The following is a 17,628-nucleotide window of genomic DNA, read 5'->3' on the forward strand; positions in this document are numbered from 1 at the left end:
ATCACAGTAAATAAGAAGGGCATCTCCTACCGGAGACGCCCTTTATTTTTGGGGATTTCAGTTATCTTTTCAGCGCTGTGACAGCTGTGGCGCCAACACCGACCAGCGTTGCGGCTCCAGCTCTTTTTCTGCGAGATAACGCAGCCTTTCATATACCTGCGCAGGAGAACCGGCACGCACAGCCATCAACCATTGCAGTACCTCTGCGTTGCCATTGCCTCTCAGCATCCAGGGTATAAACAATTCATTTTTATCAGCCGGAATTTTTTTCACCGCCTCCACCGCCGCTGCCCGCAATTCATCATCCGTATATTTCATCCACAGGAATGGCAGCAACAACGTCTCTTCCAGATTCATATGGTCCAGGTTGAACGCAGCAAAAGCCACAAACTCATGCAACAGATCGATGCCCGTTGCTATCCGGCCTTGCGGCGTTTCCTGCTTGTGGTACTTTTCGATAATACAATGCAGGGCCAGCGTCAACTCTTCATCACGCGCATGCTGCCGTTCAAAGAAATCCACCACCGTGGCTGCTTCCTGACGGACCAACGGAAACACCTCATGGTCTTCCAGTTCGGCATGGAGGTAAAAAAGCTGCAGCGCTTGTTGCACTTTGTTCATACAAAACGCTCCTTCCCTCGCCACTGCAAAATCAGCATGTTGAATAACCAGGATAGTATCGTGCAGCAACAGGCGCAGCCCTTTATGCGCCTGCCTGAAAATATTAAAACGCAGTGGTTCCATATTCCGGGGTTTGTTGATAAATGGTGCACAAAAGTAGCACCAACCGGCACCTTCGGAATAGTGTTTACTGTTTAAATACCGTGGGTAATACTACCCAGTGAGATGATTTTATTGTTTCCATTCAATGGCAAAACGTAACAGGCTGTTTTTGCCGGTCAACTGTAACTTACGCGTAATGTTCATCCGATGGTTGGACACCGTTTTTTCGCTGATGAACAGCTCTTCCGCGATTTCTTTGGTGCTTTTATAGGCACCTACCATCTGCAATATTTTCATCTCCGAAGCGGTGAGCAATGACTCCACATTGTCTTTGCCAGGCTGTCCCCGCCGCTTCTGCACCAGCAGAAAGGAGGTCATTTCCGGACTGATATAGGAATGTCCCCTGCGTACAGATTCGATGGCATACATCACATCCACCACCGCATTCTCTTTCAGCACATATCCCATTACACCGATGTCAAGCGCTTTCAGAAAAGCATCTTTAGCCTTGTGCATGGTGAGCAGGATCACCGGTACCTCCGGCTTCAGCTGCAGGATTTCCGTTGCCGCCTGGATACCATTCTTTACGGGCATATCAATATCCAGGATGACCACATCGATCTCTTTGGTCATAACGCCCTGGATGGCTTCTTCTCCATGAACGGCCTGACAGATCACCCGGTAATGGGGATCGGCCTCCAGCACTTCTTTCAGCCCTTTCAGAAAAATGGGATGATCATCGGCAATCAAAATATTTACCTGGCTCATAATTTAAACGGTATGGTGATCGTTACTTCGGTCCCGCCGGTTTCCGCCGGTGTGATCAACAGCCGCCCCTGCAACAGGATGGCCCTCTCCCGGATACTGGTCATGCCCAGCCCTTTACTTTGGAGCTCCGGCGTAAAGCCTTGTCCATTGTCAACTACGCGGATACTGATCAGCGAAACGCCTTTTTTTATTTCCAGTGTGGCCATCGTGGCCCTGGCATGTTTGATAATATTGTTCAGCACCTCCTGTAGAATACGATACAGGTTCATTTCATTGTCTTTGCCCAGCAGTTGGTCAATCGGGTCTATCGCTATCTGGTAATCGATTCCGGCCGCATCCATCATATCGCCCATGAGGCTTCGCACCGACTGCCCGAAGCCCAGCATGTCTATCTGGTAAGGGCGCAGCGAATAAGAGATATCGCGTATTTCCTGCAACACGTCCCGGATACCGGTGGCCAGGCCCTCTACCTGCTGCGGGTCCGGACCGTTCCGCTGCAACAGCAGGGTCCTGTTCTTCAGCAAAATGAGCTGTTGCCCTACGCTGTCATGCAGCTCGGTGGCGACCCTTTTTCTTTCCGATTCCTGTACATGGATCAGGTCACGGGAAAAATCATTGGCCTGTACCAACGCCATGGCCTGGGCTTTTTCTTTGTCCTGTTTGTATTCATTGAGTTTAAGGGCGAGCGCAAATGACTGTATCAGCACTTCCAGCAGCGGCCCCACATGGATGGTCAGCCAGGGGAATGATGTTTCCGGTATCCAGCCATTGTCCCGGAAATTAAAGATAAGTCCGCCGATGATCAGGCACAGGAAAGCCGCCAGATAATACCGGGCCGGCTTAAACCCTTTCCGGAGGCTGCTTACACCGGCATATAGCCACCAGGCGAAAACGAGGTACATCTGCCACTGGAAAATCCGGAAGCTCCAGTCATACCATCCTATCACGATCAGCACCAGCGGCAGGCTGAAAAACGCGATCAGCCAGTTTTGTGTACGATAAATACGGGGCAGGTATATCCGTGTTTGCAGGAAAGCATTGGTGAACAGAATGCTGAACAGCACGGCGATCGTCAGAATCAATGACGCGAGGTTAAAACCTGTCTGAGGAAAAAAATCCAGCAGATAACCATTCCAGCTAATCTGTAACAGCGCGCTGAAAAAAAGATAGCAGGCATAATACAGGTAGGTCTTGTCTCCCATAATGAGAAACACAAAGAAGTTGGTCAGCATGAGCGCCGCCATCACCCCATAGGCGAGCCCGTTAATAAAGTCCTTTGTATGGTTCTTTTCATACAACGCCTGCATGGTACCCACATACACGGGTATCCGCAGGGTATGCTGACTGGTGGCCCGCAGATATACTTTGGCTTTACGCCCCGGAGCCAGCGTAAAAGGGAACAGGATATTATTCACCCTCACCTGCCGCTCCTGGTAATGCTGATCACCGCTGGCCTCCAAATGCCGGAAGCCCGTGCTGTCCTGCATATAAAAATCCACCTGCCGGAGCACCGGCACGGGTATCTCCAGCCCCCATTCATGCCGGGAGGTATTATTCTCTATGTCAAATGTCAGCCATGCTGCATCTGCCGTAGTACCCAACGCCACTACCGCCTGCCCGGACTTTTTAAACGGGGCCTTCACGGCCGCTGCAAAATCCTGTATGGCAGACGTGTCCCGCCATAACAGCGGGTAACGCAGGGAACATACCTTCTCCGGGCTGGTCAGCACCAGGTCCTGGGCCCACCCACGGCAACAGCATCCCGATAACAACAGGAGGAAAAATGTGAACAGTTTCATATATCGGATACAGGGAACCACCATGTAAACAGGTGCAAAATAAATACACTCGCACATAGAAATATAGGCAATGATGCCTACAAAGGAGAAATTATTTCATTTTTCGGAGGAGATTTTTTTAAATGCTGCTGACATAGGGCTGTCATATCACCGGAATAGTTTTGTATCAGATTCACATTTAAACACACACCATGAACAAACAAACTATCCGTGGAGTAGCCACCATCAGCTTTTACGCAGCAGACCATGACGCCGCCAAACAATGGTATACCGAACTACTGGGCATGGTGCCTTATTTCGACGTGCCGGGCTATGCAGAGTTCCGCATCGGTGATTATCAGCATGAACTGGGTATTATCGACAGCCGCTACGCCCCTCCCGGTGCCACCAACGGACCTGCCGGCGCTGTGCTCTACTGGCATACTGATGACCTGAAAGGCACGCTGGACCGGCTGATTGCGCTGGGCGCCACTGAATACCAGCCTATCACAGAAAGAGGCCACGGCTTTGTAACTGCTTCGGTAACAGACCCCTTCGGCAATATACTGGGCATCATGTACAATCCCCACTATCTGAATATCCTGGAAAGCAAAACAGCAGCTGCCACCGGCGCCTGAGATTTTCAACATGTCGGCAGAACGGCCTTCATGCCCGTTCCGCCGGCATTGGTATAGATCAGAAGCCCCATTTCTTCATGGCGGCCAGGTCTTGTTTTACAGACTCCAGCGGGGTAAGCGACTGATAAGACTCCTGTTCCACAATAAAATAGCGGGTACCACCGGATTTACGGCCCAGGTCTATCACTTCCTTCACCGGGATCACCCCTTTACCTAATACGGTGCTCTCAAAGGCACTGCCCATTTCGCCTTTGCCGGAAGACTTGATCTCATCTTTCACATGCATCAACTCAAAACGGCCGGGATACTTGCGCATGATATCCAGCGCCACGCCGCCGGCATGGTACATATTGCCAATATCCAGCTGCTGGGCCACCAACGCAGGGTCTGTATTCTCCAGGATCAGATCAAAGAGCTTATGCCCATTCAGTTCCTGACTAAATTCAAAGTCATGGTTGTGATAGCCGAATTTCATACCTGACTTACGGCACAGCTCTCCGCTTTTATTAAAGACGTCCATATAGGCCTTGAAGTCATCATAGTTTTTGCGCAGGCTTTCATCCAGCCAGGGGCTGACAACGAACTTCTGTCCTACCGTGGCGGCATCTTCCACCGTATATTTCCAGGCGTCGGTAAAGTCTTTGGTAGCCGGGTCCCAGTGGGTACGACCCAGCACTGTATGCCCGCTGGGCATAGAAAGGCCGAGGTCGGCCAATACTTTTTTAAACTCCGTAGGGGCATAACCGTAAAACTTACGGTTCACATAGTTGGCATGTTCCACATTCCGGTAGCCCATGGCCGACAGCTGTTTGAGGGTGCCCAACGGGTCCTTTTTCATATCCTCGCGGATAGAATACAGCTGAATGCCCATTACTTCTTTTTTAGCGCCCGCCGCCAGCAGTGGCCGGGATAAGAGCGTAGCCCCCGCCAGTGCCAGGGTGCCTTGCCGCAGGAAATTCCTTCTGGAGATGTTCATCACGCAAAGGTTTATAAGATAGCAAAGAACGCTAAGAAGCGAGCCTTGTATTTGGTTTATTATAATGTATATCCTTACCAAAATAACATTTGTAAAGGATAAATACAATAGTTTCACGCAAAGCTTTATAAGTTAGCAAAGAGCGCAAAGATTTTTAAAGATTACATAAGAAAGTAAAGGAGCGAAGATCAAATGTTGATCTTCGCTCCTTTACTTTCTGTTCGCTTATTAATCTTAGCGTTCTCTGCTAACTTATAAAGCTTTGCGTGACTAACATACCCAATAAGTCGGAGGGCAGGTTTTGTGCTGTGTAATTGGCAGGGTGCGGTTCTGATCTCCGATCACCATGGTTTGGCTGAGGGCAGCAATTTTGAGTTTAGCCAGTTTCAATTTGGCTGCTGGTTTCTTTTTCATAATTTACCGGTTTGAGTGATTAGAAATACTAACAATTTATAATAACTCAGACAGACATAAAATCCCGTAAAAACGGGATTTTCCCTGCAGACATACCGCGCGAACGAAAGCGGGCACAGGATTGTTATTTTTTTCAGACAGCTGTCCAATTTGGTATTTTTCATTTGTTAAGGGGTGTTCCAAAACAATATTCCTAACAATAAAACTGACACATCATGGACGAATTTATGTTGATTTTCCGTCACGAAGATGGTAAAAAAATCGCCTCTCCCGAGCAGATGCAGATATGGATGAAAGCCACCATGGACTGGATTGGCGGCATCGCTGCACAAAACAAATTCGTACTCGGCAACGGCCTCCTGTTTGACGACGCCCGTGTGGTGCATCACAACAAAATGGTCACCAACGGTCCCTTTGGAGAAATCAAAGAAACGCTGGGCGGGTACATTATCGTGAAGGCCGAATCCGCTGACGAAGCGGCATCGTTTGCCAAAGACTGCCCTATCCTGGGCGGAGAGGGCAATACCGTGGAAGTAAGAAAGATTATCAGAGGAGAAGACATGCATTAACTTTATCTGACAGCTCCCGCCTCACCGGGTGGGAGCTGTCTCTTCCATTATGCAGCAACCCGAATTAATACCGCATTTGTTCAGGACAGAATTCTCCAGGATTTCTGCTGTCCTCTGTAAACATTTTGGTATTGAACATATCGAACTGGCCGAAGACATCGCCAGCGAAACTTTCCTGCTGGCCATGGAAACATGGTCCTACAAAGGTATTCCGGAGAACCCTACGGCGTGGCTATATGTGGTGGCTAAAAACAAAGCAAAGAATTATTTCGCGCGGGCGCATATGTTCCGCGAGAAGATCATGCCCGAGCTGAAACAAACGACTGATGTACCCGCTATAGAGCTGGACCTCTCCGATCAAAACATCAGCGACAGCCTGTTACAGATGCTGTTTGCCATATGCCATCCGGCCATACCCACCGAGGCACAGATAGGCCTGGCGCTGCGCATCCTCTGCGGCTTCGGCATCGATGAAATTGCCCATGCATTTTTGTCCAATAAAGAAACGATCAACAAACGTCTCTTTCGTGCCCGTGAAAAACTGCGGGCAGAAAAAGTACCGATTGAAATGCCGGAAACAGCCGAGATACCCCAACGGCTAAACGCTGTGCTTACCACTTTGTATCTGCTTTACAACGAAGGCTACTATTCTGAAAGCCAGGATGCCGTGATCCGCGAAGAGCTTTGCATTGAGGCCATCCGCCTCACGAAGCTGCTGCTGAACAACCCGTTGACCAACACACCGGCGGCAAATGCACTCATGGCGCTGATGTGCCTCCATGCGTCCAGACTGCCTGCCCGTAAAGATGAAAACGGTGCGCTCATCCTGTATCAGGACCAGGATGAATCGCTGTGGAACAAAGAACTGATCTCAGAAGGCGCCTATCACCTGCATATAGCCTCGCAGGGCCGCACCTTGTCCAGGTACCACCTCGAAGCCACCATCGCCTGGTGGCACACCATCAAGGAAGACACGGCGGAAAAATGGGATAACATTCTACAGCTGTACAACCGGCTGTTGCAACTGGAATATTCACCGGTGGCGGCTCTCAATCGCACCTTCGCGTTATCAAAGGTTAAAGGCAATGCCGCGGCCCTCCCGGAAGCGGAGAAACTGGGCCTCGCCGGCAACCCATACTACCATACGCTGCTGGGAGAACTCTATCAGGGCATCGACAATCAACAGGCGTTACAACACCTGCAACAGGCATTACATCTCTCTAAAACACAACCGGAGAAACAAACCATTCAACAAAAAATAGATCATCTCCCGATCACATGATGTTCTACAAAAAAGGAGAACAGGTAGTCCCGGTAAGCATTGCCGATCATCAGCGCTGCTTCGCCTATCCGCACATCCTGGTGGTTCAGGCTGGTCACATGCCGAAAATTGACCACCACCGATTTACTGATACGTACGAAGATATCCTGTGGCAACTGTTCCAGCAGGGCTTTCAGATTGATGCCCACCATTAGTTTGCGGTCAGATAGATATAAGACGCAGTAATCTTTCACCCCTTCTATATAGCGACAATCATTAAATACCACGCGGTGCAGCCGTCTGTCGGCCCGTACAAACACATGGTCCTGCTGCGTGGCGGACACTTGTTGCTGTTGCAGTTTCCGGTGTCTTTTCATATCTGCATAGTCCTGCGCTTTCTGCACCGCCTGCGCAAAACGGGTGGGATGCACCGGTTTTACGAGATAATCAATCGCATGCACATCATAGCTGTTCAGCGCATATTCCGCATAAGCGGAGGTGAAGATCACCAATGTGTCCGGCGGCAGCTGCCGCGCAAAGTCCAGCCCGGAGCCGCCGGGCATTTCCACATCCAGAAATACCAGGTCTACCGGATTGAGGTCCATGAAGTCAGCCGCTTTGTCTGCTCCGGAGAAACAGCCCAGTAGCTGCAGGGATACGTCCTGCGCCGCCAACAGGCGGATTTTCTCCCGCGCCAGTGGTTCATCGTCTATTACAATACAGTTCATATGTTGAAGGTTAAGGCTACCGTGTATACCTCTCCGTTATTATCCGTTTGCAGCATATGCCGACCGGGATACAACAGCGACAACCGACGGCGTACATTGTTCAACCCCGCGCCGCCATTGGCCACAGGCCTACGGGATACAGGGTTCACACAGGTAAAACGAAGGCAGCCGGATATAACGGATATATGTAAATGAATATAGGCGTTACCGTTATATTCGTTGTGTTTAACCGCATTCTCCACAAAAGGCATCAGCAGGAAAGGATGCAATAACATGTCCTGCACGCCATCATCTACGGTAAGGCGCACGTCCAGCATATCATGACGCAGCTGTTCCAGGTACAGAAAGTCTTCCATGAATTCCAGCTCCTGCCGCAGGCACACCTGACCGCTGCCCGACAGGTACAACTGATAACGCAGCAACCGCGAAAGCGAATGCACCACCGTCGAAGCCCGGTGCTGGTCCGCATAAATCAACGTATCGAGATTATTGAGCGTGTTAAACAGAAAATGCGGCGACAACTGCTTTTTCAGATTCTCCAGCTCCGTTTGCAAACTGGCCGTGCGATGATAACTGGCCTGCACCCATTGCCAGAACAGCGGTATCGCTGTGGAGGCGGCCACCAAAGACAACATCATCACAAAAAACACCAGCACGTCCTTCACCTGGTAAGGTGTAAAAGCTTTTCCCGGTTTCAACAGCGGTGTCACCAACGGCTCTGTCCAGACCGTGACTCCCAGCAAGAGTGAAATCAATACCAATACGCCCACCGCATAGGCATAGTACCGGAAACGCAATAACAGCTGCGGTACCAGCAGATATTGATTTACATATGGCGCCGTGAGTATAAAAAGGGTCCCTAATATTTTCATGAGCGGCTGCCACTGCAACTGATAATCGTTCATGCCCACAATGCCGTATATCACCGCAGCAGGTATCAAATGTTGCAGCACTGATTTAATTGTTTTCCGTTGGCTCGCTTGCATTTCCATCATATTCAGAGGGCCGCCGGCAACGAAATGACTGGTCTGCCACACCAACCGGCTGATTTAGTCTACCAATAATACGCGGCCCACCTGCTCTTACCCCTATCCGGACATTGTTGTACACAAATAACGGTTGGCCGCCGCCATCCTCAGCTTCCTATAATACCAGGCTGTGGGTAACGTCGGCCTCCTTTCATTTGCATAAAAAAATATGAGGAACTATTGCTTAGGACTAGTACTATTACTGGCCGTTTGCGCCTGCAGGAAAAAAGACAAAGACGACGCCACTCCTTCCGCACCATTCAAAACAGAAAAAGTAGAAAAACAGATCGCTGTTATTACTGAACAAAAGAAAATTCCGGGCATTGCCATAGCATTGGTGGGCCCGGAGGGCATCGTCTGGTCTAAGATTGCCGGTATGGCCAATGTGGAGAAAAAGGAACCGGTGACAGCAAAAACCGTTTTCAAAGTAGGCTCCCTGGCCAAACCATTCATCGGCCTGGGTATTATGCGCCTGGTAGAAAACGGTCAATTAAATCTCGATGCTGACGTGAACGACTATCTGCCTTTTAAGGTGCAGAACCCGCACAACCCCACCAAAAAAATCACGCTGCGGCTGTTGATGTCGCACACCTCCGGTATCTGGGACTCCATCTATCGCGACCGGATTGCCACATTTATGATTCCTGACAAAGACCATCCGATGACGCTTGCGGAATTTGTACAGGGCATGCTGGACCCTTCCGGAAAGTTCTACGATGCCGGAAGTTTCGTAGACGACAAAGCCAAACCGGTATTCTCCTACTCCAATCTGGGCGCCGCGTTGGCAGCTTATATTGTGGAACGCACTGTAAAAGAAAATTTCGACACCTGGACATCCCGCCAGTTCATCACGCCGCTGGGCACTACTTCCCTGGTATGGCATCTGCGTGACTATACCACACAGCCTTTCGCTATGCCTTATGACGCAGTACAACAACCCAATGGCAACTACAGCATGGTGGACTATTGCACAGGCGGATTACATGCAAGTCTGACAGACCTTAGCACTTTCGCCGGCATGTTGGTGAATTACGGCGCCAAAGACGGTAAACAAATTATCGCCCCCAGCGCACTGGAAGCTATGGGCAAAGTACAATTCCCGGAAGCCCAGGCTGTTTATGGCCTTTTCTGGCAGCACCGGAAAGTGGGCAACCAGGATATCTACGGCCACGGTGGCGATGTGCCAGGCAGTCACGCACAGTTGTATGTCAACTATGCCTCCAAACGGGCGGTGGTAATGATGATCAACGGAGACTTTAAAGGAGATGAAGATGTGGAATGGTACAAATTGCTGGACATGATGTTTGAGCTCTAAATAAAAAAGCCTCCTAACGGAGGCTTTTTTATGATTTCATCTTTTCAAGCGGATACAATACCTTCCCCAGCAAAAAACGCAATGCCCGGCCAAGATAACCCGAACGGTTAAACGTACCGGCGATATATACATCCTGATGAGGATTATACAACATAAAAGACCCGACAGAACCTAAATGCCCCCATACATCATAACGGCGGGTAAAAGGCCACATCTTCACCCGCATCAGGCCCATGCCATAATCCACGCCGTAGCGTCTTCCCTTCCAGGTCATCATCTTTTCCAGAGAGGCTGCGCTCACCACCTTGCCCGCCACCAGCGCCTGCATAAACAGCAGCAGATCTCCCGACGTGCTGACGGTCTGTCCGGCCGCGAAAATACCGCTAAGGCTGGGATAATCTTCCACATCTATCTCACGGCCACCCAATATCAGATTGGCCACACGGCCGGGCGCCCATACCGCCGGCGTGTTATAGTGCAATAAATAGGTATGCTGCATCTTCAGTGGCGCAAAGAGGTATTCGCGCAACGCTTCATGATAACGCAGACCAGTCACTTTTTCACTCACCAGCCCCAGTAAATTGTAGCCGGTATCGGTATAATGGAATTTCTTACCTGGCCGCGATACCGGTGTCATATGCGCTTTGGTCCATTCGATGGTTTCTTCCGGCGTCCAGCGGCGGTTAGGCTCTTCCAGTAGGACCTGCAGAAAATATTTCCCGCTGCGGGGTTTGTCTTCATAAAAATCGGGTAGCCCCGAAGTATGCGACAGCAGCTGCTCCAGCGTGATCTGGTCCGTATAGTCCTTCCCTTTATACACGTGAAGGCCCTGTAACAGCGCTGCCGGCAGATAACGACTAAGTGAGTCGTCTAAGTTCAACCGGCCACGTTCCGCCAGCTGCATGATGATGACGGCCGTGAAAGTTTTGCCGATACTGGCCGTATGCCAGGACTCCCCCGGTTCTGTGGCCATACCATGGCTGCTGCCGGCAGACAGCTCCCAATGGATGTTTTGCCGTTCATGATGTACCAGCAGAAAAGCGTTGTAGGCATGGGGACCAGTCACCCTTAAAGCAAGCGATTGCTCCAGTACTGATTTTACCTGTGATGGATTCATACAAACAAGATGCAGAAAATTCTTTGTTTGTCGGCATTTATCAGATTAAATTCTTTTAAAATTCTACCACCTGCACTATTCCGGCAAGAAATCCTACTTTTACGCTATGCTACAGCAGATCAACCAAATGCTCCGGAGAAAATATCCCTTTGAATTCGTCAGGCTCAACAGCATACTGGTGATCAGTGTCCTCATCAACCTTGTCATCTATATTTATCAGCCTTTCGGCTTCAGCCAATATCAGGGTAATAAACTACTGGGCGCGCTGCCCTTTGGGATAGCCACTTTTGCCAGCCTGTTCTTTTGCAACTATATCCTCAAAGGGAAAATATTAAAACATAGGATCAGCAGATGGACCATCCTGCATGAAGCGGTGTATATCCTCACCGTGTTTCTGGTGCTGGCTTTTTGTAACACCCTGATCTTTCTTTTCTTTTTTGGAGACATCTATGCCTTTAGCAGCAGTGACCTGATCATCCGGCTGGAGGCGCTCCTATATGTGTTACTGATCACTGTTGCCGTAGGCATATTCCCAGTGACCGCGGTCATCGCCATCCGCTACCACCGGGCTATGCGCCATCATATGGACAGCATCATCCGCAGCGATCAGCAGCTACAGGAAACCAACCCTGCACAGGAGCTGGTGTTCCCATCTGCCAATATCACGGAAACGTCGCTGCGGATAAGCCTCCACGACTTCCTCTTTCTCGAAGTGGTGAAAAACCATGTGCATGTGTACCACTACGCAAACGGACAGGTAACGTCCACGGTTATCCGTAATACGCTCACTACCATCCTTGAAACGGTAGCCGCGCCCACCCTGTTCCGCTGCCATCGTTCATTTCTGGTGAACCTTAGCCACATCAGGACCGCCAACGGTAACTCCAACGGCTATAAGATCATTCTGAAAGATTATGAGCACTATCCGATCCCGGTGTCGCGGAGTTTTGTGCCCGCCTTCCAGGAGATCATCCACTAGTGACAGTTGTTTTGCCGCACGTATAACAACTCCGGCAGTCCCCATCCCGGCGCCACAGCGCTGGCAGGTTTGAAGTCACGGAAGGTTTGCTCCAGCTGTTGCAGCTTATCACAGAAGCCGTTGTCTGTTTGTTTCATAAATGCCGCCATCCTGTTTTGGAAAATGGCCAGCTGCAGCTGTGGCCGCGGATTGGAAGGGTCCAGGCGAATAGCTTTTTCATAGCCGGCCACCACCTCACGGAAATATTTCTGTCCATTCACTGCGGGGTCCTGCGCTATCATGGCGTAATAGTAGTACCCTTCCAGCGTGTACACCTCAGAAGCATTGGCTTTGGCATTGCTTTTCAGCACGGCCAGTTTTTCGGCCGCCTCCTGCAATAAGTCCGCCGGCCTGTCTGTAGCTTTACTCAGCACCAGTTGCAGGTCAAAATAAGCGATGTAATAATCCGGCAACCATTCACCAGGGCACAAGCCCGACAATCTTTTTAAAGTATTCACGTGGTTATACACTCCGCTCATGCCTTTCTCTTCTTTCACTTTGTTTAACACCAGCTGTAGCTGCTCTTCGCAGTTGATGGTAGTTTGCGCATAACCGGACATCATCATGGTTAAGAAAAACCAAAGGGTGAACATCTTTTTCATATGGATCTTTTTTTTAGGTTGATTAAAAACTGGAAACGTCATAGGCGGAACTGTTCTTCAGCGAGATGAACACCCCGATATAGAAAAAATTATTGCGCGAAGCCATTACCGGCGCGCCCTGATAAACGCCTTTATTATCGGGCAGCGGCGCGTAGCGGTAGCCATACGTATTCTGTCTGCCGGTAATATTGCCACAGGAAGTGTAGAGTATTACCTGTTTGCTGAGCAGAAAAGTGAGATTGGCATCCAGACTGAAATAATCTTTGTCAACAGCGTTAATATAGCCGTCACGGTTAGGGTCCCGGTAGGGCCGGCCACTGGCATAGGTAGCCGTAACACCGGCATACGTCTTCAGTGCCGGGAAATAATATTTACCGGACATCCGGGCGTTATGCCGGGAGGCAAACAGTGGCGTGGACATTACCGGAAAATCCCGGTATAACCGCGCGGCGTCATTATAAGAATAGGACACGTTGTATTTCAGGCGTGGCAAGGACGTCTCGTCTGAGAAATACACATCGAAACCGGCACTTTTACCATAGCCGTTGGCGTGATACATGTCCTGCTGCCATAATTCCAGCTGGTCATATTGTTTGTAGTAGCTCTCTGCTTTGATGAGCCGGCCTTTATATTCATACGATGCTCCCAGTATATAATGCGTGGCGAGCGATTGTTGCATATTTTCATGGGGCGCTGCCAGCACGCTGTTATCGGGCATCTGGTAATACCTGCCCCAGATAGCCGATACCTGAAAGCGGTCGGCAAGGTAGTTCAGTGAAACACGCGGAGAAAAATTCCATGCACTGCTGAACTGCGCATATTCCACTCGCCCGGATGCATTGGCATACAAGCCTGGCAGCAGCCGGACCTGATTGTCCACAAAAGCGGCATATAGTTGATAGTTCACCTGCTGGTCCTGCAGCCGGCGCTGCAGCGTATCATGATAAACCGCCCGGTAGCCGCGCAGATATGCTTCCATGCCGGTACTGAGGCGATACCCCGGTACGATGTTTTTCTCCAGCTTCGCTTTCAGGTGAAGCTCCTGTTCATTTTGATGGTAGTTGTCGTGCTGAAACCGGGCGTTGTCATAACGGTTATCCACATACGAGCCGGCGGCGCCGAAAAACAAGTGGGTATTGCGGCGTGTCTTCGTTTTCAGGGTGGCGTTCAGGTAATAATTATCCTGTTGCAGCCGGAAATCCCGCTCAGGGACATGATTGAGGGTATCAGCAAATGTGCGGATGAAGGCCGTACGGTCGTAGGCGGTATAGAGTTTGAATACACCTCTTGTACCCACGGCGGTTTTATACTGCGCCTCTGCCGAGAGCGACTGATAAGGTTTTTTCCAGGCATAGCGGTCGGGCAGCACTTTATTGTACAGGGTAAGGTCGGTGACATTCACATTGGCCGAAAGGGAGCTTTTGCGGAAGGCCACCGAACCACCGCCGCCGGCGCTCAGTGGGGAGAAGTTGATGCCTGCTTTAGTGCTGCCGGCCACATCTTTGGTATCCATAGGCAGTACGGCCGACAGGGCCTGTCCAAACTCTGACTCATATCCGCCGAGGGAAAAATTGATGCCCTGAAAAAGAAACGGAGAAAAACGGCCGCGGGCCGGCATGTCCTGGGCGGTAACGGAGTAAGGGCTTAATACGTGCATCCCGTCCACAAACGTCTGTGTTTCCCGGTTGTCACCCCCACGGATATATAATTTGCCGTCCTCTCCCACTTTCTGGGTGCCTGGCAGTGACATCAGGGCGCCATAGATATCGCCGTTGGAACTACCGGTCATCACCACATCCAGTGCGTCCAGTTTTTCCAGGGTACGACTTTTCCCCAGGCTGAAAGTGCTGGCGCGTACCACGACTTCCTCCAGGGCTTTCTCCCGGAGCTGTAACTGGATTTTCAGTTGTCCCATCTGGCTGACCGGCGCCGTCAGCCGGAAATCCTTATACCCTACATAGCTGGCCCCGAGTATGACGGTACCGGTTTGTGTGGTGGTAAAACTGAATGTCCCCGTTTTATCAGAGGAGGCTCCGTCGAGTGTGCCGGTAATATAAATGTTGGCGCCTTCCACCGGTTGCCCTTTCACATCGGTGACCACACCGGCGATTTGTTGCTGCCCGTGGCCGGCCAGTTGCATGCCTAAAAAGATAAAAAACAGGAAAAAACTGCGGTACATATGTCTTGTATTTTGTCGGTGCGCCGTTAGCAGCACGACACAATACTAAACCATTACAAATTGATTTTCACTCAGTTATGACAAACAACAAACCTTTGGGACGGATGACTAAGCAACCGGACGAGCTGTTAACCCCCCGGGACGGGCAGCGCGTCTTTTTCGTTTGTTAACCATCCTTGCAAAAGTGTTAATGAGTGTTAATCTGACCTTGCCGGCATAGCGGCTTCGGCTATCTTTGTAAGATGGACTTCATTGTAAAACGGATCTGGTGGATCACTATCCCGACCGCGCTGGCGGTGCTGGCCTTTCAGTTGTACTGGCTGCGGACTGCCTGGCTGGGGCAGCAGACCGCTTTTGTGCAGGTGGTGTCTGACGGCTTACAAAAAGCCTATGACCGTGCCGTGATCAGCTCCGTGAGGCAACTCGAAGGTGAGTTGAAGGCGAAAGACACCTTACGGGTCCAGCCCCATAAGCGGACGTTACAATTCAGCACTGGTACCGTCACCGACACCATTCCCCTGTCTTCCGACAGCAGCGGACAAGTGAAGGTCATCACCCTGGACAATAGTCAAAAGAAAAGCAACACGGTATTCCAGCAGAACTTCCGGCTACAGGACGTGGGAGCCGACATGAACCAGTTCCTCGCCAGTATTTTCGCCTTCAGCAACATCGCCCCAATAGATACCGCCCTGCTGAATAAATATTACCGGGAAGAACTGGACAACCGGCATATCGCCCTGCCTTTTGCCATTCAAATGATAGATAAGGACACCACTATTACGGCAGATGAACACGTGGCCGTTATCCATTCCGCTTCCCTGCAATCACGGCGGACCATCGTGGCGCGGTTTGAGGGCGCCGGTACCTTCCTGCTGGTGAAGATACTGTGGCCGCTGGTGTTGTCTTTCTTTATGATCGTACTCATCACCGGTTGCATATGGGTATTATGGCGCATCATCATCCGGCAGAAAAGGCTGGAGACCATGAAAAACGATTTTATCAGTAACATCACCCATGAACTGAAAACGCCGGTAGCCATTCTCACCGCCACCAATGAAGCACTGCTCACCTTTGGCGGCAGCAAAGACCCGGAAAAAACAGAACGGTACCTGCGGCTGGAACAGGACGAGCTGCATAAATTACAGGGACTGGTCGATAATATTATGGCGCTCACCCGCCTGGAACATGAGGACGAACCACAGGAGACCGTAGCGCTGATATCCATCCCTCAGCTGCTAACGACCGTCGAGTCACGCTTCTCCGGGCTGCCCGGCGTACAGATACAGACGACCATACAGGTGACCCATGAAGAACTGCTCACCCAGCCGGCCGCCTTGCGTACTGTATTATCCAATCTGCTGGATAACGCGATCAAATACACCCTTTCGGATGTTAAGAGAATAGCGCTAACCGTCACCGAGTTGCCGCAGCATTATCAGTTTATCATCAGAGACTATGGTATTGGCATCGACAAAGCCCATCAGCCATATATCTTTGATAAGTTTTACCGCGTATCGCAGGGCAACCTGCATACCGTCAAAGGCTATGGTTTGGGGCTCAGCCATGTGAAAAGCCTGCTGGACCGCATCAACGGCACCATTAAAGTAGATAGTCACCCCGGCGAGGGCAGCACATTTACCATTGCACTACCCAAACAATGACACAACGGGGTCATTATAAAGTAGGCAATAGTCCTGGCGAGGGCAGCACATTTACCATTGAACTACCCAAACAATGACACAATGGGGTCATTATAAAGTAGGCAATAGTCCCGGCGAGGGCAGCACATTTACCATTGAACTGGCAAGACGATGAAACAACAGATACGTTTATTACTGGTAGAAGACGAGACAGTACTCGCCGGCGTTGTAAAAGAAACGCTGGAGATGAAAGGCTTTGAAGTCATCTATGCCTCCGATGGCCAGGAAGGCTGGCAACTGTACCGTCAGCACCAGCCGGACGTATGTGTGATCGACGTGATGATGCCCCGCAAAGACGGTCTCACCCTGGTACAGGAGATCCGCGCCACCGATACGCATACCCCGCTGATATTCCTCACCGCCAAAAGTGAGGTACAGGACGTGCTGAAAGGTTTCCATGCCGGCGCCGACGACTATATTAAAAAGCCGTTCAGCATGGAAGAACTGATCCTGCGCATCCATGCCCTGTTGAAACGCACGCTCGCACCTGCCGCACACGCCGCACCAACTGCCAGCCAGGGACAGATCAGACTGGGCGGCTACCTGTTCGACTATCCCCGGCAGGAACTGCACTATGGCGGCGAAACCCGGCGCCTCTCCCAGCGGGAAGCCGATCTGCTGAAAATGCTGGCCGACAATGTGAACAACATCACCTCCCGCAAGGATATGCTGCTCAGCATCTGGGGCGACGACAGCTTCTTCAACGCCCGCAATATGGACGTATATATTACCCGCATGCGCAAGTACCTGCACCAGGATGAAAACATCCAGATTGTAAATGTACGGGGCCGTGGTTTTAAGCTGCTTGCCTAAA

Annotated in this window: 17 protein-coding genes; 7 read left to right on the forward strand and 10 right to left on the reverse strand. The window is 50.6% G+C overall.

Translation table 11 applies throughout. The annotated features are described in order from the left end of the window. Positions 1–69: 69 nt before the first annotated feature. The 3 genes from ICL55_RS15390 to ICL55_RS15400 form a co-directional block, all read right to left on the reverse strand. On the reverse strand, positions 70–744 hold the full coding sequence (locus ICL55_RS15390) for a hemerythrin domain-containing protein (protein WP_188098765.1): 675 nt from the start codon (positions 742–744) through the stop codon (positions 70–72). 108 nt (positions 745–852) lie between these two features. After that, positions 853–1,491, reverse strand: a complete 639-nt coding sequence (locus ICL55_RS15395; RefSeq protein WP_188098767.1) for a response regulator — start codon at positions 1,489–1,491, stop codon at positions 853–855. Then, a complete protein-coding gene (locus ICL55_RS15400; protein ID WP_188098769.1) occupies positions 1,488–3,290 on the reverse strand; it encodes a sensor histidine kinase in 1,803 nt (600 codons plus the stop codon). The genes ICL55_RS15395 and ICL55_RS15400 overlap by 4 nt, the downstream gene beginning before the upstream one ends. 191 nt (positions 3,291–3,481) lie before the next feature. On the opposite strand from ICL55_RS15400, the gene ICL55_RS15405 reads away from it, so the two are divergent. Continuing rightward, on the forward strand, positions 3,482–3,907 hold the full coding sequence (locus ICL55_RS15405; protein ID WP_188098771.1) for a VOC family protein: 426 nt from the start codon (positions 3,482–3,484) through the stop codon (positions 3,905–3,907). A 58-nt stretch (positions 3,908–3,965) separates the two neighbouring features. Here ICL55_RS15405 and ICL55_RS15410 read toward each other — a convergent pair whose 3' ends face one another. Continuing rightward, positions 3,966–4,883 (reverse strand): sugar phosphate isomerase/epimerase family protein, encoded by a 918-nt coding sequence (locus ICL55_RS15410; RefSeq protein WP_188098775.1) that lies wholly within the window; start codon positions 4,881–4,883, stop codon positions 3,966–3,968. A gap of 270 nt (positions 4,884–5,153) precedes the next feature. Next, a complete protein-coding gene (locus ICL55_RS15415) occupies positions 5,154–5,297 on the reverse strand; it encodes a hypothetical protein (protein WP_168872398.1) in 144 nt (47 codons plus the stop codon). Positions 5,298–5,512: 215 nt separating this feature from the next. Here ICL55_RS15415 and ICL55_RS15420 point away from each other — a divergent pair, with 215 nt between their 5' ends. Continuing rightward, positions 5,513–5,866, forward strand: a complete 354-nt coding sequence (locus tag ICL55_RS15420; protein WP_078667623.1) for a YciI family protein — start codon at positions 5,513–5,515, stop codon at positions 5,864–5,866. A 76-nt stretch (positions 5,867–5,942) separates the two neighbouring features. Next, positions 5,943–7,148 (forward strand): RNA polymerase sigma factor, encoded by a 1,206-nt coding sequence (locus ICL55_RS15425; RefSeq protein WP_246496379.1) that lies wholly within the window; start codon positions 5,943–5,945, stop codon positions 7,146–7,148. Here the strand turns inward: ICL55_RS15425 and ICL55_RS15430 are convergent. Further along, complete coding sequence (locus ICL55_RS15430; RefSeq protein WP_188098779.1) at positions 7,130–7,855, reverse strand: LytR/AlgR family response regulator transcription factor; 726 nt, start codon at positions 7,853–7,855, stop codon at positions 7,130–7,132. The genes ICL55_RS15425 and ICL55_RS15430 overlap by 19 nt on opposite strands. Further along, complete coding sequence (locus ICL55_RS15435) at positions 7,852–8,841, reverse strand: sensor histidine kinase (protein ID WP_188098781.1); 990 nt, start codon at positions 8,839–8,841, stop codon at positions 7,852–7,854. Before ICL55_RS15435 ends, ICL55_RS15430 begins: the two co-directional genes overlap by 4 nt. Positions 8,842–9,052: 211 nt before the next feature. Between ICL55_RS15435 and ICL55_RS15440 the strand changes: the two genes are divergently transcribed. Continuing rightward, positions 9,053–10,198, forward strand: coding sequence for a serine hydrolase domain-containing protein (locus ICL55_RS15440; protein WP_188098784.1), 1,146 nt, complete (start codon positions 9,053–9,055; stop codon positions 10,196–10,198). A gap of 28 nt (positions 10,199–10,226) precedes the next feature. Here the strand turns inward: ICL55_RS15440 and ICL55_RS15445 are convergent, their stop codons facing one another. Beyond that, positions 10,227–11,315, reverse strand: coding sequence for a serine hydrolase domain-containing protein (locus ICL55_RS15445; protein ID WP_188098786.1), 1,089 nt, complete (start codon positions 11,313–11,315; stop codon positions 10,227–10,229). 106 nt (positions 11,316–11,421) lie between these two features. Here ICL55_RS15445 and ICL55_RS15450 point away from each other — a divergent pair, with 106 nt between their 5' ends. Then, positions 11,422–12,294, forward strand: a complete 873-nt coding sequence (locus ICL55_RS15450; RefSeq protein ID WP_188098788.1) for a LytTR family DNA-binding domain-containing protein — start codon at positions 11,422–11,424, stop codon at positions 12,292–12,294. Here ICL55_RS15450 and ICL55_RS15455 read toward each other — a convergent pair. Together ICL55_RS15455 and ICL55_RS15460 are read right to left on the reverse strand one after the other, a co-directional pair. Continuing rightward, entirely contained in the window at positions 12,291–12,935 is a 645-nt protein-coding gene (locus ICL55_RS15455; protein WP_188098790.1) for a hypothetical protein, read from the reverse strand. The genes ICL55_RS15450 and ICL55_RS15455 overlap by 4 nt on opposite strands. Before the next feature lie 22 nt (positions 12,936–12,957). Next, positions 12,958–15,114 carry a TonB-dependent receptor gene (locus ICL55_RS15460; RefSeq protein ID WP_188098792.1) on the reverse strand — a complete coding sequence of 719 codons (2,157 nt, stop codon included), beginning with the start codon at positions 15,112–15,114 and terminating at the stop codon, positions 12,958–12,960. Positions 15,115–15,356: 242 nt separating this feature from the next. Between ICL55_RS15460 and ICL55_RS15465 the strand changes: the two genes are divergently transcribed. Both ICL55_RS15465 and ICL55_RS15470 read left to right on the forward strand, forming a co-directional pair. After that, positions 15,357–16,775, forward strand: a complete 1,419-nt coding sequence (locus ICL55_RS15465; RefSeq protein WP_188098794.1) for a sensor histidine kinase — start codon at positions 15,357–15,359, stop codon at positions 16,773–16,775. 150 nt (positions 16,776–16,925) lie between these two features. Next, on the forward strand, positions 16,926–17,627 hold the full coding sequence (locus ICL55_RS15470; protein ID WP_188098796.1) for a response regulator transcription factor: 702 nt from the start codon (positions 16,926–16,928) through the stop codon (positions 17,625–17,627). Position 17,628 lies beyond the last annotated feature (1 nt).

The organism is Chitinophaga varians (assembly GCF_014529945.1).
GTDB lineage: Bacteria > Bacteroidota > Bacteroidia > Chitinophagales > Chitinophagaceae > Chitinophaga > Chitinophaga varians.

Coding starts and splice junctions, on each gene's coding strand:
- ICL55_RS15440 (WP_188098784.1), top strand. CDS start 9,053: ATGAGGAACTATTGCTTAGGACTAGTACTATTACTGGCCGTTTGCGCC.
- ICL55_RS15470 (WP_188098796.1), top strand. CDS start 16,926: ATGAAACAACAGATACGTTTATTACTGGTAGAAGACGAGACAGTACTC.
- ICL55_RS15405 (WP_188098771.1), top strand. CDS start 3,482: ATGAACAAACAAACTATCCGTGGAGTAGCCACCATCAGCTTTTACGCA.
- ICL55_RS15445 (WP_188098786.1), bottom strand. CDS start 11,315: ATGAATCCATCACAGGTAAAATCAGTACTGGAGCAATCGCTTGCTTTA.
- ICL55_RS15420 (WP_078667623.1), top strand. CDS start 5,513: ATGGACGAATTTATGTTGATTTTCCGTCACGAAGATGGTAAAAAAATC.
- ICL55_RS15415 (WP_168872398.1), bottom strand. CDS start 5,297: ATGAAAAAGAAACCAGCAGCCAAATTGAAACTGGCTAAACTCAAAATT.
- ICL55_RS15465 (WP_188098794.1), top strand. CDS start 15,357: ATGGACTTCATTGTAAAACGGATCTGGTGGATCACTATCCCGACCGCG.
- ICL55_RS15430 (WP_188098779.1), bottom strand. CDS start 7,855: ATGAACTGTATTGTAATAGACGATGAACCACTGGCGCGGGAGAAAATC.
- ICL55_RS15410 (WP_188098775.1), bottom strand. CDS start 4,883: ATGAACATCTCCAGAAGGAATTTCCTGCGGCAAGGCACCCTGGCACTG.
- ICL55_RS15450 (WP_188098788.1), top strand. CDS start 11,422: ATGCTACAGCAGATCAACCAAATGCTCCGGAGAAAATATCCCTTTGAA.
- ICL55_RS15460 (WP_188098792.1), bottom strand. CDS start 15,114: ATGTACCGCAGTTTTTTCCTGTTTTTTATCTTTTTAGGCATGCAACTG.
- ICL55_RS15400 (WP_188098769.1), bottom strand. CDS start 3,290: ATGAAACTGTTCACATTTTTCCTCCTGTTGTTATCGGGATGCTGTTGC.
- ICL55_RS15390 (WP_188098765.1), bottom strand. CDS start 744: ATGGAACCACTGCGTTTTAATATTTTCAGGCAGGCGCATAAAGGGCTG.
- ICL55_RS15455 (WP_188098790.1), bottom strand. CDS start 12,935: ATGAAAAAGATGTTCACCCTTTGGTTTTTCTTAACCATGATGATGTCC.
- ICL55_RS15435 (WP_188098781.1), bottom strand. CDS start 8,841: ATGCAAGCGAGCCAACGGAAAACAATTAAATCAGTGCTGCAACATTTG.
- ICL55_RS15395 (WP_188098767.1), bottom strand. CDS start 1,491: ATGAGCCAGGTAAATATTTTGATTGCCGATGATCATCCCATTTTTCTG.